Source organism: Lentibacillus daqui, assembly GCF_027186265.1.
Classification (GTDB): Bacteria; Bacillota; Bacilli; order Bacillales; family Amphibacillaceae; genus Lentibacillus_C; species Lentibacillus_C daqui.
Window position 1 is genome coordinate 1,482,566 of record NZ_CP114176.1, and the last position, 16,365, is coordinate 1,498,930.

Annotated in this window: 14 protein-coding genes; 12 read left to right on the forward strand and 2 right to left on the reverse strand. The window is 40.5% G+C overall.

The window, feature by feature from the left end:
• The first annotated feature begins 2 nt into the window (after positions 1-2).
• The 8 genes from O2S85_RS07460 (at position 3) to uvrC (ending at position 10,208) form a co-directional block, all read left to right on the forward strand.
• The gene (locus O2S85_RS07460; RefSeq protein ID WP_269412039.1) at positions 3-2,351 is read left to right on the forward strand and encodes an endonuclease MutS2; all 2,349 of its coding nucleotides are present in this window, start codon (positions 3-5) and stop codon (positions 2,349-2,351) included.
• A 312-nt stretch (positions 2,352-2,663) separates the two neighbouring features.
• Complete coding sequence (locus tag O2S85_RS07465) at positions 2,664-4,358, forward strand: long-chain-fatty-acid--CoA ligase (protein WP_269412040.1); 1,695 nt, start codon at positions 2,664-2,666, stop codon at positions 4,356-4,358.
• A gap of 122 nt (positions 4,359-4,480) precedes the next feature.
• Positions 4,481-5,065: a fatty acid metabolism transcriptional regulator FadR gene (fadR, locus tag O2S85_RS07470; protein WP_269412041.1), complete on the forward strand. Its 585-nt coding sequence runs from the start codon at positions 4,481-4,483 to the stop codon at positions 5,063-5,065.
• Positions 5,066-5,141: 76 nt separating this feature from the next.
• Positions 5,142-5,915, forward strand: a complete 774-nt coding sequence (locus O2S85_RS07475) for an enoyl-CoA hydratase (RefSeq protein ID WP_269412042.1) — start codon at positions 5,142-5,144, stop codon at positions 5,913-5,915.
• A gap of 17 nt (positions 5,916-5,932) precedes the next feature.
• The gene (locus O2S85_RS07480) at positions 5,933-6,706 is read left to right on the forward strand and encodes an electron transfer flavoprotein subunit beta/FixA family protein (RefSeq protein WP_269412043.1); all 774 of its coding nucleotides are present in this window, start codon (positions 5,933-5,935) and stop codon (positions 6,704-6,706) included.
• Positions 6,707-6,736: 30 nt separating this feature from the next.
• Positions 6,737-7,717, forward strand: coding sequence for an electron transfer flavoprotein subunit alpha/FixB family protein (locus tag O2S85_RS07485; RefSeq protein WP_269412044.1), 981 nt, complete (start codon positions 6,737-6,739; stop codon positions 7,715-7,717).
• 255 nt (positions 7,718-7,972) lie between these two features.
• On the forward strand, positions 7,973-8,287 hold the full coding sequence (trxA, locus tag O2S85_RS07490) for a thioredoxin (protein ID WP_269412045.1): 315 nt from the start codon (positions 7,973-7,975) through the stop codon (positions 8,285-8,287).
• Between the two features lie 136 nt (positions 8,288-8,423).
• Complete coding sequence (uvrC, locus tag O2S85_RS07495; RefSeq protein ID WP_269412511.1) at positions 8,424-10,208, forward strand: excinuclease ABC subunit UvrC; 1,785 nt, start codon at positions 8,424-8,426, stop codon at positions 10,206-10,208.
• A gap of 80 nt (positions 10,209-10,288) precedes the next feature.
• On the opposite strand, the gene O2S85_RS07500 is transcribed toward uvrC, so the two are convergent.
• Complete coding sequence (locus tag O2S85_RS07500) at positions 10,289-10,729, reverse strand: DUF2507 domain-containing protein (protein WP_269412046.1); 441 nt, start codon at positions 10,727-10,729, stop codon at positions 10,289-10,291.
• Between the two features lie 514 nt (positions 10,730-11,243).
• Between O2S85_RS07500 and O2S85_RS07505 the strand changes: the two genes are divergently transcribed.
• From O2S85_RS07505 to sdhB, 3 genes are read left to right on the forward strand one after another with little or no spacing between them, the layout of a single operon-like run.
• The gene (locus O2S85_RS07505) at positions 11,244-11,864 is read left to right on the forward strand and encodes a succinate dehydrogenase cytochrome b558 subunit (RefSeq protein WP_269412512.1); all 621 of its coding nucleotides are present in this window, start codon (positions 11,244-11,246) and stop codon (positions 11,862-11,864) included.
• Between the two features lie 33 nt (positions 11,865-11,897).
• The gene (gene sdhA / locus O2S85_RS07510) at positions 11,898-13,649 is read left to right on the forward strand and encodes a succinate dehydrogenase flavoprotein subunit (protein WP_269412047.1); all 1,752 of its coding nucleotides are present in this window, start codon (positions 11,898-11,900) and stop codon (positions 13,647-13,649) included.
• Between the two features lie 16 nt (positions 13,650-13,665).
• Positions 13,666-14,427, forward strand: a complete 762-nt coding sequence (gene sdhB, locus O2S85_RS07515) for a succinate dehydrogenase iron-sulfur subunit (RefSeq protein WP_269412048.1) — start codon at positions 13,666-13,668, stop codon at positions 14,425-14,427.
• Between the two features lie 247 nt (positions 14,428-14,674).
• On the opposite strand, the gene O2S85_RS07520 is transcribed toward sdhB, so the two are convergent.
• Positions 14,675-14,899 carry a helix-turn-helix domain-containing protein gene (locus O2S85_RS07520; RefSeq protein WP_269412049.1) on the reverse strand — a complete coding sequence of 75 codons (225 nt, stop codon included), beginning with the start codon at positions 14,897-14,899 and terminating at the stop codon, positions 14,675-14,677.
• A gap of 626 nt (positions 14,900-15,525) precedes the next feature.
• Here O2S85_RS07520 and racE point away from each other — a divergent pair.
• On the forward strand, positions 15,526-16,338 hold the full coding sequence (racE, locus tag O2S85_RS07525; protein WP_269412513.1) for a glutamate racemase: 813 nt from the start codon (positions 15,526-15,528) through the stop codon (positions 16,336-16,338).
• The last annotated feature ends 27 nt before the right edge of the window (positions 16,339-16,365 follow it).

Genomic DNA, 16,365 nt, shown 5'->3' on the forward strand with positions numbered 1-16,365 from the left:
GTATGAACGAACGAATTTTGCATGTATTAGAATACAATAAGATTCTGGATCAATTGCAGAATCAGGCTGCAACATCCTTGGGTAAGGAGCTGGCGAGTTCTTTGCGACCTGTTACCGAAATGGACGAGGTACAAACATTGCAGCAGGAAACAGATGAAGCATTGCAAGTCGAACGGTTAAATTTAAAGATCCCACTAGGTGGTATATCAGACATCAGGGGCAGTGTAAAGCGCAGTGTCATCGGTGGAATGTTGAATACAGGGGAATGCCTTGATGTAGCCGATACAATCTACGGCGGCCGGCAAGTCAAAGATTTTATTGGAAAATTGGAAGAGGAACCACCAATCTTAACCGCACTTACCGAACAAATCACCCCATTACGGGAATTGGAGCGGCACATTAAGAGCTGCATTGATGATCACGGCTATGTGATGGACAGCGCATCAGAAAAATTGCGTGGACTCCGTTCATCGATCCGTACGTATGAATCACGCGTCCGCGACAAATTAGATCATTATACAAAAACAAAAAGCAATATGTTGTCAGATACCTTGATTACCATTCGAAATGATCGGTACGTATTGCCCGTCAAACAAGAATATCGTGGCTCGATCGGCGGGATCGTTCATGACCAATCCGCATCTGGTCAAACGTTATTTATCGAGCCAAGGGCAGTGGTTGATTTAAACAATGAATTACAGGGGACGAGGGCAAAAGAAAAGCAGGAAATTGAACGGATTTTACGGGAAATAAGTGGGCAAATTGCTAGTGCCGAATCATTTTTGTTAGAAAACATCGCTGTATTGGCCAAGATCGATTTTATGTTTGCGCGTGCAAAATTAGGAAAACAAATGAAAGCAGCGATGCCGAAAATCAATGATCAAGGTATCATTAAAATGAAACAAGCGCGTCATCCGTTAATTCCCGCGGATGATGTGGTCACCAATGATGTAGAAATTGGTGAGACTTATACTTCTATCGTTATTACCGGGCCAAATACTGGCGGGAAAACAGTTACATTGAAAATGGTGGGACTATGTACATTAATGGCCCAATCCGGGTTGCAGATCCCTGCACTTGACGGTTGTGAATTGGCTGTTTTTAAACACGTTTTTGCTGATATTGGTGATGAACAATCGATCGAACAAAACTTGAGTACATTTTCCTCGCACATGACCAATATCGTATCAATTATGGAACAAGTTGATGATAAGACGCTGGTTCTTTTTGATGAACTCGGGGCAGGCACTGATCCACAGGAAGGTGCTGCACTGGCGATGGCTATTCTGGATGAAGTCATTTCCCGTAATGCCAGGGTAATTGCTACAACTCATTACCCGGAATTAAAGGCATACGGCTATAACAGGAATAGTGTTATTAATGCGTCTGTTGAATTTAATGTGGAAACATTGCAGCCGACATATCGATTGTTAATTGGTGTTCCCGGACGAAGTAATGCATTTGAAATTTCAAAACGACTGGGTCTGAATGACGCCATTATAGACCATGCCAAAGAGCTTGTCGGGGTCGATTCGAAAAGCGTGGAGAATATGATTGCATCATTGGAACAATCACAACTCCAGGCGGAAAAAGACTATGAACAAGCCCATCAGATATTGCTGCAAACAGAGAAACTCCATAATGATTTAAAAAAACAGTGGCGACAATTTGAACAAAAGCGCGAATCACTATATAAAAAAGCAGAAACGAAGGCAGAAAAGGCTGTACAAAAGGCAAAAGAGGAAGCAGAATTAATCATCGGCGAAATCCGCTCGATGAAAAACGATGCTGACATAAAAGAGCATGAATGGATAGAAGCGAAAAAAATGCTCGAGGATGCAAAACCTAATCTTTCGTCTAAAAAAATGGAAAATCAAACACATCAAGAATCCAAAGATACAAAAAATGAATTGCATCCCGGTGACGATATTAAGTTACTGACTGTGAATCAACCTGGAACTGTACTGGAAAAAGCGGGTAATGATGAATATCTTGTGCAGGTTGGCATCATGAAGGTAAAGGTGAAACGTGATGACTTACAACGCCTTTCCAACCAAAAGCAAGCGCCAGAAAGGCCATTGGCGACGGTAAAGGGCTCAGGCTATCATGTAAAACCGGAGCTTGATTTACGCGGTGAACGATATGAAGATGCACTGTCCCAGCTGGAGAAATATATAGACGATGTGTTGCTGGCCGGCTATAACAAGGTATCCATTATTCATGGAAAGGGTACTGGTGCGTTACGATCAGGGGTAAAAGAATTTGTTAAAAAACATCCAAGAATCAAAAACAGTCGTCCTGGTGGATCTGGGGAAGGGGGAAGCGGCGTCACGATTATTGAATTCAACTGAAATTAAATATTTGTGCGAGGGAGAATGAAAGGTGGAAACATTAGCCAAAGTATTAATTGTCGTTGCAATTGTTTTTGTGATTATAGGGATTGTTTATCTGATTTAGAAAAATAACTTCTCCGATTTTAATCAAATATATTTCAAAAAATATAAATAAGTCGTATAATAGAAATAAGTGCGGGTTTCTACATGATATGGCTCTTCTGCGTTGCCCACAGGACGTGGGTGACTATAGCAGAAGATTCCCTTATCCTGAAACATTATTTTTACCGGACTTTTTGAACATCTACTATTACGCAAGGAGGAGATTAAATGGGGAAAGAAAGACGTTGGTATAAGCATTATCCTGACGATATTCCGACAACCATTACCTATGATGACAAGCCTTTACATGCTTTTTTGCTGGAAGGAGCCAAGCGTTACAAGAAAAAGAAAGCGCTTCACTTCATGGGTAAAGAATTGTCCTTTCAAGAACTGTATGACCAAGCAAAGAAAATGGCCTGCTACATGCAGGGATTGGGAATTGAGAAAGGAGACCGTGTAGCAATTATGCTGCCAAACTCTCCCCAATCGGTTATCAGTTATTATGGTGCATTAATGGCAGGCGCAACGGTTGTACAGACAAACCCATTATATAAGGAGCGTGAATTGGAATATCAGTTATATGACTCCGGAGCCAAGCTGATTGTTTGTCTGGATATATTACTGCCAACCGTTATGAATGTACAGCATGCAACACAGCTTCAACATACGATCGTAACGGGAATAAAGGATTATTTACCATTTCCAAAAAATACGGCATACCCTTTTATCCAGAAAAAACAATATAACATGGTTGTAAAACCAGAGCAATCGGAAAATACACATGTTTGGGAATTGATTATGGAACATACTTCTGAAAATTACCAGGAAGTGACTGTTGATCCAAAAGAAGATTTGGCGTTAATCCAATATACAGGTGGGACAACCGGTTTTCCAAAAGGTGTCATGCTGACTCATTATAATCTGGTTGCAAATGTGCAAATGTGTCAAACCTGGTTGTACAAGGCAGAACAAGGGAAAGAAGTTATTCTGGGTATTTTACCGTTTTTTCATGTTTATGGGATGACAGCCGTGATGAATATGTCCATTATGTTCGGTTCGAAAATGGTATTGCTGCCAAAATTTGATCCGGAAGAGGTTCTAAAAACGATCCAGAAACAAAAAACAACGTTATTCCCTGGGGCACCTACCATTTATATCGGTCTATTAAATCATCCAAAATTAAATAAATATGATCTATCCTCAATCAAAGCGTGTATCAGCGGTTCAGCACCGCTTCCAACGGATGTTCAGAAACAATTTGAAGACGTTACAGCTGGTAAGTTAGTGGAGGGATACGGTTTAACCGAATCATCTCCTGTTACCCACGCGAATTTAGTCTGGGGTCAACGTGTGAATGGGAGTATCGGTATTCCATGGCCTGACACCGATGCCAAAATCGTGGATGACGAAATGAATGAAGTGAAAGTTGGTGAAACAGGAGAATTGGTTGTCAAAGGTCCACAAGTGATGAAAGGCTATTGGAATAAACCGGATGAAACAAACCAAGTTCTAAAAGATGGCTGGCTGTTAACGGGTGATGTCGGTTATATGGATGAACAAGGTTACTTTTATATCGTTGATCGGAAGAAAGACATGATTATTGCCGGCGGATATAACATTTATCCGCGTGAAGTGGAAGAAGTGCTTTATGAACACGAGGGGGTTCAAGAAGCTGTTGTTGCCGGGATTCCCGATGCCTATCGTGGCGAAACGGTTAAGGCATATATTGTCTTGAAGGATGGTTATCAACTGACTGAAAAGGAATTAAATCATCATTGCCGCAAACACTTGGCTGCTTATAAGGTACCACGAATTTATGAGTTCCGTGATGAATTGCCAAAGACAGCCGTCGGTAAAATCCTCAGACGAAAATTGGTTGATGAAGAAAAGGAGAAGGTACAGAAGGACAGCAAAACAGTTTAAATGCACGAACAGATTGGCAGGCTGGGAGATGGACAAGGTGATGATTGACAGAATCCGGGGAACAAGCTAAAATTATAAATGAATGACCATTCATTCATTTGTGATCTGCTAAGGAGATAGACATGGAAAAAAATAAACCGAAATACAAACAAATCATTGACGCAGCTGTTGCCGTCATTGCAGAAAATGGCTATTATGCATCGCAAGTATCTAAAATTGCCAAAAAGGCCGGTGTTGCTGACGGTACAATCTACCTATATTTTAAAAATAAAGAAGATATTCTTGTTTCCCTCTTTGAGGAAAAAATGGGGCAGTTTATCGAACAAATCGCTATAGCTATTAATAAGAAACAAACTGCCAGTGAAAAATTGTTAACATTAATCGAAATGCACTTTCATCAATTGGCAAAAGATCATCATCTGGCAATTGTCACCCAATTAGAATTGCGTCAGTCGAACAAGGATCTGCGCTTAAAGATTAATAACGTATTAAAGCCGTATTTGGAGGTTATTGATCAACTTATTTCCGAGGGTATCGATGAAAGAATTTTTCGTTCTGACATGAATCTTCCACTTGTCAGGCAAATGATATTTGGCACAATGGATGAAATTGTTACCAACTGGGTGATGAATGAGCAGAAATATGATTTGGTGGCTCAAGCACCCCAAGTTCACGGATTATTGATCCATGGATTAATGGATGAATAACAAAGCGCTTTCACTTTTGGCTAGTTACTCCAATCATTTTCTGTTATGATACTTGTAAAAGGGGGAGTATAAAAAATTGGGAGCTTTAACGTATGAAGTAACAAATCATGTTGCTATATTAACCATTCAAAGCCCACCTGCAAATGCTTTATCTGTTTCAGTGTTGGATGAACTATCAGAAAAATTGGATGAAATTGAAAAAGATAAAACGATTAAGGTGGTTGTTTTAACAGGAAAGGGGAAATTTTTCTCTGCCGGTGCTAATGTAAAAGAGTTTTCTTCCTTTCAACAGATATCTGAGTATCAATCGTTTTCCGAAAAAGGACAGCATTTATTTGAACGGATCGAGCATTTTGGGATTCCATTCATTGCAGCAATCCATGGAGCCGCTGTAGGCGGGGGTTTAGAACTCGCTATGGCCTGTCACATGCGAATTGCGGCTGAAAATGCAAAGCTGGGATTGCCGGAGTTAACACTAGGTATCATCCCCGGATTTGCAGGAACCCAGCGCTTGCCGCGTTATGTTGGCACAGCCAAGGCCTATGAAATGATTCTGAGTTCTGAGCCGATCAGTGGCAAAGAAGCTCTGTCATTTGGTCTTGTTAACCGTGTTGTGGACGAAAATGCTGTTGTTACAGAATCTATCAAACTAGCGGAAAAAATAGCTTCTAAAGGCAAGCTGACGATCGACCGGATAATGAAATTAATTCCTTATTCCGTTACAGAAAGTTTTACAGATGGTATGAATGCTGAAGCTAAGGCTTTTAGTGAAGTTTTTGATTCAGAGGATGCAAAGGAAGGCGTTTCAGCTTTTTTAAAGAAACGTAAACCTAACTTTCAAGATAAATAGACGAAGGAGGATTTCTGATGAATATCTATGTATTACTAAAAAAGACTTTTGATACTGAAGAAAAAATAGCCATTTCCAATGGCCGCATTGAAGATGATGGGGTTGAATTCATTATAAACCCGTACGATGAATATGCAGTTGAAGAGGCTATTAATCAGCGGGATGCGCATGGTGGTGAAGTAACCGTTATCACGATCGGTGATGAAGAATCAGAGAAACAACTCCGTACGGCATTGGCAATGGGTGCTGATAAAGCTGTTCTGATTAATACAGAGGATGATTTGGAAGACGGGGATCAATTTACCACAGTTAAAATTTTGGAAGCGTTTTTCGAGGATAAGGAAGCCGATTTAATTTTGGCCGGTAATGTGGCCATCGATGAAGCAAGCGGTCAAGTTGGACCAAGGCTTGCAGAACGGTTGGGAATTTCTTTTGTCACCACAATTACCAGCCTGAAAATCGAGGACGATACTGCGTACATTGATAAAGATGTTGAAGGTGACGTGGAAAAAATTGAAACAAGTTTGCCTGTTCTTGTCACTTGCCAGCAAGGCCTAAATGACCCGAGGTATCCTTCCTTACCGGGAATTATGAAAGCAAAGAAAAAGCCACTGGAAGAACTGGAAATTGATGACCTTGATTTGGACGAAGATGAATTAGAACCAAAGACAAAAACAATTGAAATATTTTTACCCCCGGAAAAAGAGGCTGGCAGAGTATTAGAAGGCGAACTTGATGATCAGGTTCAGGAACTAGTATCGTTACTTAAAAATGAAGCAAAGGTACTGTAGGAACTTAACATAGAAGGGAGAATGCAAATCATGAGTGATAAATATTTGGTAATTGGTGAAACAAGAGATGGTTCATTGCGTAACGTTACTTTTGAAGCAATTGCAGCTGCAAAAAAAATCAACCCGGATGGAGAAATCGTTGGTGTTGTTTGTGGCGACAGTGATCTGGAAGCACAAGCAAATGAAATGATCTATTACGGTGCGGATCGGGCTGTGACAGTTAAACATGAAAAGTTAAAAACGTATACCCCTGAAGGTTTTGGTCAAGCATTGATGGCTATTATCGATGATGAATCTCCGAATGGAATTGTAATGGGGCATACGGCCATTGGCAAGGATTTAACTCCTAAGATTGCCAGTAAGCTGGAACTTGGCTTGATTTCCGATGCGACCGATATTGAAATAAATGGTGATCAGGTTGCGTTTATTCGGCCAATCTATTCCGGAAAGGCCTTTGAAAAGAAAGTGATAACCGATGATGTTACCTTTGTGACGATTCGCCCAAATAATATTGCTGCACTTGACCGGGATCAATCCCGCAGTGGCGAAGTGACAGCAAAAGATGTTGAGATTACTGACCTGCGTACAGTGGTTAAAGATGTGATCCAAAAAGCATCAGAAGGTGTTGATTTGTCCGAAGCAAAAGTAATTGTTTCCGGCGGACGCGGTGTGAAAAGTGCGGAAGGATTCAAACCATTACAAGAGCTTGCAGATTTGTTAGGTGGAGCGGTAGGTGCCTCGCGTGGCGCGTGTGATGCGGATTATTGTGATTACTCCTTGCAAATTGGGCAAACCGGTAAAGTGGTTACCCCTGATTTATATATTGCCTGTGGTATTTCCGGAGCCATTCAGCATTTAGCGGGAATGTCCAATTCAAAGGTAATTGTGGCCATTAATAAAGATCCGGAAGCAAACATTTTTAATGTAGCTGATTATGGTATTGTCGGCGATATATTTGAAGTTATTCCAAAACTGATTGAAGAAATCAAAAAGGTCAAAGTGCCTTCATAAAACAAAGGCGTAAGCGTCCGCTGGAAGCTGGAGCCGGACGGGGACTTTCCTGGTATAAGCTGAATAAAAACCATGAATTTTATCCCTTTTTACTGATTTTAAGACAATGTGCGTTGATTGGGGAGTCTGGGCGATGATGTTCAGACTCCTCGAGCATTAAAACCTGTATAATGCAGGAACCGATAAGCAAACTATTAGCTACCGGATCATAACGATGGTATACTCTAACCAGAAGTAAGATAAGGAGGGAAATGAATGGCAATTGTACATGTAACCGATCAGAATTTCACAAAAGAAACCTCAGAAGGCTTGGTTTTGGCTGATTTTTGGGCACCGTGGTGTGGACCTTGTAAAATGATTGCACCGGTTCTGGAAGAGATTGATGGTGAAATGAGTGATAAAGTTCAAATCGTAAAGCTGGATGTAGACGAAAATCAGGAAACAGCCGGTAAATATGGTGTTATGAGTATTCCAACGTTACTCCTGTTCAAGGATGGGAATGTAGTTGACCAGGTAATTGGTTTTCAACCGAAAGAAGCATTGGTTGAATTAATTGATAAACATGCTTAATCGATGGAAAAGTATGATATAAGGTGCAAAATATCCCTTGTTACTGCTGTGACAGGGGATGTCTTGCGTTTAAAGAGCCCTTACGCTATAGACGGGACGAAACAGGCGATGTTTTACGATGCAAGGGGAGGATATGATGAACCAAACCATTAAAGATAAATTAGCTGTTCTCCCTGCCTTGCCAGGTTGTTATTTAATGAAAGATAAACATCAAACAGTAATTTATGTTGGTAAATCCAAGAAATTAAAAAACCGAGTAAAGTCTTATTTTACCGGTGCGAATGATAAGAAAACGCAACGATTGGTGCAGGAAATCGATAACTTTGAGTATATTGTCACCTCATCAGAAATCGAAGCACTTATTTTGGAAATGAATCTAATAAAAAAATACGATCCAAAATACAATGTTATGTTGAAAGACGACAAGACATACCCATATTTAAAAATAACCAATGAGCGACATCCGCGCCTGCTGATTACCAGAAAAATAAAAAAGGATAAAGGTAAATATTTTGGACCATATCCAAACGTGTTGGCAGCAAGAGAAACCAAAAAGCTGCTGGATCGTTTGTATCCGTTACGAAAATGCAATAATCCACCTGGACGTTTTTGCCTTTATTATCATATGGGTCAATGTTTGGCGTGTGCGGAAACACCTCCATCGGAAGAAGAATATAAAGAAATTGTCCAGCATATCACCACATTTTTAAATGGTGGGCACAAAGAAATCAAGGCAGATCTAAAAAACAAGATGATAGCTGCCAGTGAAGCATTGAATTTTGAACGGGCAAAAGAATTGCGTGATCAAATTCACCATATAGAAGCGGTCATGGAGCAACAGAAAATGACAATGAATGATCGGACAAATCGTGATGTTTTTGGATATAGCTATGATAAAGGTTGGATGTGTATCCAGGTCTTCTTTGTTAGACAGGGGAAACTAATTGAACGGGATGTAGCCATGTTCCCGTTTTTCGATGAACCCGAGGAAACATTTTTAAGCTATATTGGCAGATTTTATTTGCATCAACATCACCTGAAACCAAAGCAAGTGCTTGTTCCAATCGGTACGGATACTGAGATTCTAAGGGAATTACTGGAAGTAGATGTTCATGTACCACTGAGGGGAAAAAAGAAGGAATTAGTAGAATTGGCGAAAAAGAATGCCTCCATTTCCCTGAAAGAAAAATTTACAATCATAGAACAAGATGAAGCACGTACTATTAAAGCGGTAGAGCAGTTGGGTGACGTGTTACAAATTGAAGTGCCCCACCGGATTGAGGCGTTTGATAATTCTAATATTCAGGGTACGGATCCTGTTTCGGCTATGGTTGTTTTTATTGATGGGCGGGCAAATAAGAAAGAATATCGTAAATATAAAATCAAGCATGTTGAAGGGCCTGATGATTATGAAACAATGCGTGAAGTAATTCGTCGTCGCTATACACGGGTGTTGAAGGATCAATTGCCGCTACCCGATTTAATTATCGTGGATGGCGGTAAGGGACAAATGAATGTGGCGCTTGATGTGCTCGAAAATGAACTAGGCCTGGATATCCCATTATGCGGACTGGTGAAGGATGATAAGCATAAAACAAGTGAGTTGCTTTATGGGACACCACCGTCTGTTGTACCGTTGTCACGTAAATCACAGGAATTTTACCTGGTACAGCGGATTCAGGATGAGGTACATCGGTTTGCGATTTCTTTTCACCGGCAATTACGTGGTAAAAACCTGGTACAATCAGAGCTTGATAAAATACCAGGGGTTGGTGAGAAGCGACGTCGCCTGTTGCTGACCCATTTTAAATCAGTCGGTGAATTGAGGAAGGCTTCAATAGAGGATATTACCAAACTGGGCATTCCCGAGAATATTGCTGAACAAGTACTTGATCATTTAAATAACAATAATGACGGATAAGGAAAACAAATTTTATTGTCATTTAAGTTCATTCAAACAAAAGAGGGAACTGTACTTGAAACAGTTCCCTTAAAAATTGGTTACTTGGTAGTATAAACAACTGAAAACTCAACCTGATAAATTTTATGATGAATTTCTTCCACACATTCACAGGGAACCCCTTTTACCAGTTGAAGAGCCTCAGCAAGAAAGCCTGCTTCAATGCGGAATTCTACCGGGAAGGGCCCTTGTATTCGATTCACAACTGAGTCTGCCATTAAATGAAAAATGAGTTCTCTCCTTTTTTCTTTTACCAGTTCCAATCGTCCCCAGCCAAGTTTATCAAATGCTTGATAAATATCATCAATCGAGCTTAATTCCAGTTTTCTTGCCAAATTTTTCCCCAAAAAATAAAATAGTGTATCTGATTCTGATCCTAACAATTCCGGTAACGCCATGTATCGCAAAACATCGTACCCAGCGCCGGATGTTTGGAGTTCATCCAGCTTGGATAACGAGAATAATTCTGGTTCCTTTCCCATTTGTGTCATCCTCTCTACCTAACAAGACAATCTGCTATCAATATGTATACGATGTTTAAACAACCACAGGCTACAACCTCATCCATAACCTGTAGCATGACAAGCTATATTTATTATCCATTTTATGCATGAGTTGTGCAAGTATCCCGTTGAATTTTTTACAAAGGATGTTCAAAAAGGTCGGATGGAAGGGGTCGGATTGAAAAAATTTCTTGTCTGTTTTCTTGACGCTAATTGTAGTTAGAAGTACAATGAATGTGTCATAAATTGTACAATTTTGGCGGTGATGGGATAACCAGGGGTAAAAAAACAGTTTCACCGTCCATCTAAGAGTGTGTTCAAAAAGGAAGATAAAAGGGTCAGGGTCTGCTAACTCTCTCAGGCGTCCTTTTGCAACGCCGATATAGCATGTCCTGAATGCATCGTTGTTCGAGGCGCCATTTTCACCGGACTTTATGAACATCCTCTATGCGTACAACCAATATTACATAACATTTATTAAGGGGGGTAATACATAGTGGAACATCGCGAATTTGGGTATCGCAGGCTACACTCGCTGTTAGGGGTCATACCAGTTGGTCTCTTTCTGATCGTACACTTGGTGGTAAATTACTTTGCTGTGTATGGGGAGGAAAGCTTTAATAAAGCATCTGAATTCATGGAAAGTTTGCCATTTTTAATTGTGTTGGAATTTGTGCTTATTTATCTGCCAATCTTGTTTCACGCGATATTAGGGGTTTATATTGTTTTTGTATCCAAGAACAATTATACGAAATATGGCTATTTCCGTAATTGGATGTACTTTTTGCAGCGAGTGACCGGGATTATCACATTTATTTATATCGTTTGGCATGTGTGGGAAACTCGGATTCAAATCTGGCTTGGCAATGCATCATTGGATTTCAGTTTGATGGAAAATATTCTGTCAAATCCGGTTATGTTCTGGGTGTACATTATCGGTCTGATTTCAACTACGTTTCATTTTGCTAATGGTTTATGGAGTTTCTTGGTATCCTGGGGCTTTACGCAATCACCAAGGTCACAAAAAATTGCTACATATGTAACATTAATTATATTTTTAGTGATCAGCTACATTGGTGTTCGTTCTTTATTAACATTTGCCTATGGAATCTAAGAGGATTAATGACTAGGAGAGTGAGTGTTTATTATGAGTAATCGTAAAGTTATTGTTGTCGGCGGTGGTCTTGCCGGCTTAATGGCAACAATTAAAGCAGCTGAGGCGGGTGTGAATGTAGACCTGTTTTCGATTGTGCCTGTAAAACGTTCTCACTCTGTATGTGCCCAAGGCGGTATTAACGGTGCGGTGAATACAAAAGGTGAGGGTGACTCACCTTGGAAACACTTTGATGATACGGTATACGGTGGTGACTTTTTGGCTAATCAGCCGCCTGTAAAAGCGATGTGTGAAGCAGCGCCTGGCATCATTGATTTGATGGATCGTATGGGCGTCATGTTTAACCGTACACCAGAGGGTTTGCTTGATTTCCGGCGATTTGGTGGTACGGATGTCCACCGTACAGCATATGCCGGGGCAACTACAGGACAGCAACTGCTATATGCACTTGATGAACAAGTCAGACGCTTTGAAGTCGAAGGTTTGGTTACAAAATTTGAAGGCTGGGAATTTGTGGGTGCTATTATTGATGAAGCCGGTGTTGGTAAAGGGATTGTTGCCCAAGACATCAAAACACATGAAATTAAGTCATTCCCTTCTGATGCAACAATTTTCTCGACTGGCGGGCCAGGAATTATCTTCGGGAAATCAACAAATTCCATGATCAATACTGGGTCGGCAGCCAGTGCGCTTTACCAACAAGGTGTGAAGTATGCTAACGGTGAATTTATTCAAATTCACCCAACCGCAATCCCGGGTGATGACAAGCTTCGTCTGATGAGTGAATCAGCACGTGGTGAAGGTGGTCGTGTTTGGACGTATAAAGATGGAGAACCATGGTACTTCCTGGAGGAAAAATATCCAGCCTACGGAAATCTGGTTACTCGTGATATTGCGACCCGTGAAATTTTTGATGTGTGTGTCAATCAAAAACTTGGTATCAATGGTGAAAATATGGTTTACCTTGATCTATCTCATAAAGATGCAAAAGAATTGGATGTCAAATTAGGTGGAATCATTGAAATTTATGAGAAATTTGTTGGCGATGATCCGCGAAAAGTACCAATGAAGGTTTTCCCGGCGGTTCATTACTCCATGGGCGGTATGTGGGTTGATTATGATCAAATGACCAATATCCCGGGAATATTTGCCTGCGGTGAGTGCGATTATACACAGCATGGCGGCAACCGTTTAGGTGCAAACTCTTTATTATCAGCGATCTATGGCGGTTCTGTGGCAGGTCCAAATGCAATTAAATATATTGATGGTCTGGATAAGCATGTTTCTGATCTTTCTTCCAAGCTGTTTGAGGATCGGGAAAAAGAGGAACAGGAAAAATTTGAAGCCATGATGAAGATGGATGGTAATGAAAATGCCTACAGTCTCCATAAGGAATTAGGCGAAATCATGACGGATAATGTAACTGTTGTGCGCCATAATGACAAATTGATGAAGACATATGAAAAACTTCAGGAATTCCAGGAACGCTGGGAAAACATTAATGTTAATGACACATCACGCTGGAGTAATCAAGGTATTATGTTTACCCGTCAATTGAAAAACATGCTGCATTTGGCTCGTGTTATTACATTGGGTGCATATTACCGTAATGAAAGCCGGGGAGCGCATTACAAGCCAGATTATCCGGATCGTAATGATGAAGAATGGTTAAAAACAACAATTGCCAGGTTTAACAAAGAAGAAAATGCCCCGGAAATATCATATGAAGAAGTTGATACTTCCTTAATAAAGCCAAGGTTGCGTGACTACACGAAAAAACACTAAGGAGAGAGGGATAGACATGGCTGAGCAAAAGACTGTTACGTTTATTATCAAGCGTCAAGACAGCCCGGATTCTGCTCCTTATGAGGAAACGTTCCAAATTCCTTATAAATCAAATATGAATGTGATCTCCGGGTTGATGGAAATAAGACAAAACCCAGTGAATGCAAAAGGAGAAAAAACAGCCCCCGTACAATGGGACATGAACTGTTTGGAGGAAGTGTGCGGTGCGTGCTCTATGGTGATTAATGGTACTGCCCGTCAAGCTTGTGCGGCGTTAGTTGATAAATTGGAACAGCCAATTCGTCTGGAACCAATGAGCACGTTCCCAGTTGTACGTGACTTGATTGTTGATAGGGAGCAGATGTTTGATGCCTTGAAGCGAATCAAAGCCTGGATTCCAATTGATGGCACCTATGATTTGGGACCTGGACCACGTATGCCGGAGAAAAAACGGCAATGGGCATATGAACTATCAAAATGTATGACTTGCGGGGTATGTGTAGAGGCATGTCCAAATGTAAATGATAAATCAAATTTCATCGGACCGTTTGCGCTATCATTGCCACGGTTGTATAACGCACATCCAACAGGGGAAATGAATAAAAGTGAACGGCTGGAAGCTCTCATGGAAGATGGTGGAATTTCTGGATGCAGTAATGCGCAAAACTGTGTTCAGGTGTGTCCAAAAGGAATTCCGTTAACTACCTCCATTGCTGCAATGAACCGGGATACAAACATTCAGGCATTTAAGAATTTCTTTGGCAGTGATCGTATTTAATGCGGATTTTTATTATATGATGATGGTCTCTATCGGCGCACGATAGAGACCATTTCTTTTTGATTTTTGGGTCCACCAAAATCTATGGTTGAAATTAATGAATAAAAATGGTAATGATAAACTAGTTAGCGGAGGAAAAACACGGAGACTCCTGTGGGAATGCGCAGTGTGAAGACCCCGCAGAAAAAGTGAGATGTTAAGGAAGGCCGACTAAAAACCGGCCTTCATAGATGAAAGCCGGTTTTTGTTAGAGCTTTAATTCCCCCATGCGAAGGAGCTCTACTACTGCCTGCGATCGCCCCTTGACCCCTAATTTTTGCATAGCATTGGAAATATGGTTACGGACAGTCTTCTCAGATATAAACAATTCCTGGGCAATTTCTTTTGTTGTTTTGTCTTGTACTAAGAGTTCGAATACTTCTTTTTCTCGTTTTGTTAATAATTGCTTCGGTTTATAGTCGTTGTCCTTCAAATCTTAACCCCTCCTTACTGTCATAGAGCTGCAGATTGAAGGGAATTATTTAGTCACTATAGCTTATGAATGCAAAGGCAATCGGTGAGCACAATTTATAGAAGCGTCATCATATTTATTTTCTATGTGTACTGAAAATAAACGCAAATTAATGAACGCTGCTTTTAGCGAAGAGGAAAAAAACAAATTTGCCGCGTCGTTGACAGGTAAAATACATTTAAGTGAGTGTTCAAAAACGAGGATGAAAAGGACTGAGCAGTTCAAGGCGGCGTAGCTTTGAGCACCGGACTTTTTGAACAACCTCTTTAAATGAGGTGGTTTTTGTTAAGTTCATAAAACTGGTTTATGATAAAATAGAAAAGCAGCTTGGCTTTTAGTGTCACAACTGTTTTGGTCGACTTAATGAAAAAAATAAAATGTCAAACGGATATGTGACATCAACGACTGGTGTGTTGTTCGCATACATGTATTATTGAAGGGGAGAAATATTATTAGTGAAGTAATTGAAAAACGGCAGGAATAGAAAATGTTATCCGGAATGGCAGGAAAGCATGAACTATTCGTTTTGCTTTAGACACAAATGAAGAACAATCATGATAAATAACAGCAAAGAAGAGGCGATTTTTTTGGAGGATGCAATTGGCGTTATCGATTCAGGGGTTGGTGGTTTAACCGTCGCTCATGAGTTAATCAGACAACTGCCGAAAGAACGATTGATTTATCTTGGTGATACATTGCGTTGCCCCTATGGTCCAAGATCTAAAGAAGAGGTAAGGAAATTCACTTGGGAAATGGTAGAATACCTGTTGGAAAAGAAGATTAAAATGCTTGTTATTGCTTGTAATACTGCCACAGCATTTACGTTAACTGAATTGCAGGAACAATTGTCAATACCGGTGATAGGGGTTATTCAGCCTGGTGCTCGAGCGGCAATCAATTTTACGTCAAACGGCTATGTCGGGGTAATTGGCACAGAGGGAACTGTTCGCAGTCAAGCTTATCCACAAGCCTTAAGGGACATCCGTTCAGATATCCACGTTCATGTACAAAGCTGTCCCACGTTTGTCCCAATGGTAGAGCAAGGAATATTAAGTGGAGAAACAGCGAAACAGGTTGTTGAGGATGCCCTGAAACCGATGAAGGAAAATAACCATATTGATACATTAATTCTTGGATGTACTCACTATCCGCTAATTAAAGACACCATCCAGGAAGTGATGGGTGATCGTGTTACAGTTATTTCGTCCAGTGAAGAGACTGCCCGTGAGACAAGTGCGATTTTATCGTTTCATAAGAAATTATATACAGGAGACCGTATTCCGGTGCATCAATTTTATGCGACTGGCGAATTAGGAACGTTTCGTAAAATCGCGGAGGATGTTTTTAAGACTGATGCCGATTTTCAAAAAGTATCGATTGAAAAGGCGGTCATTTGTTAACGTCAGGATAAGCAAAGCCTGATTTTT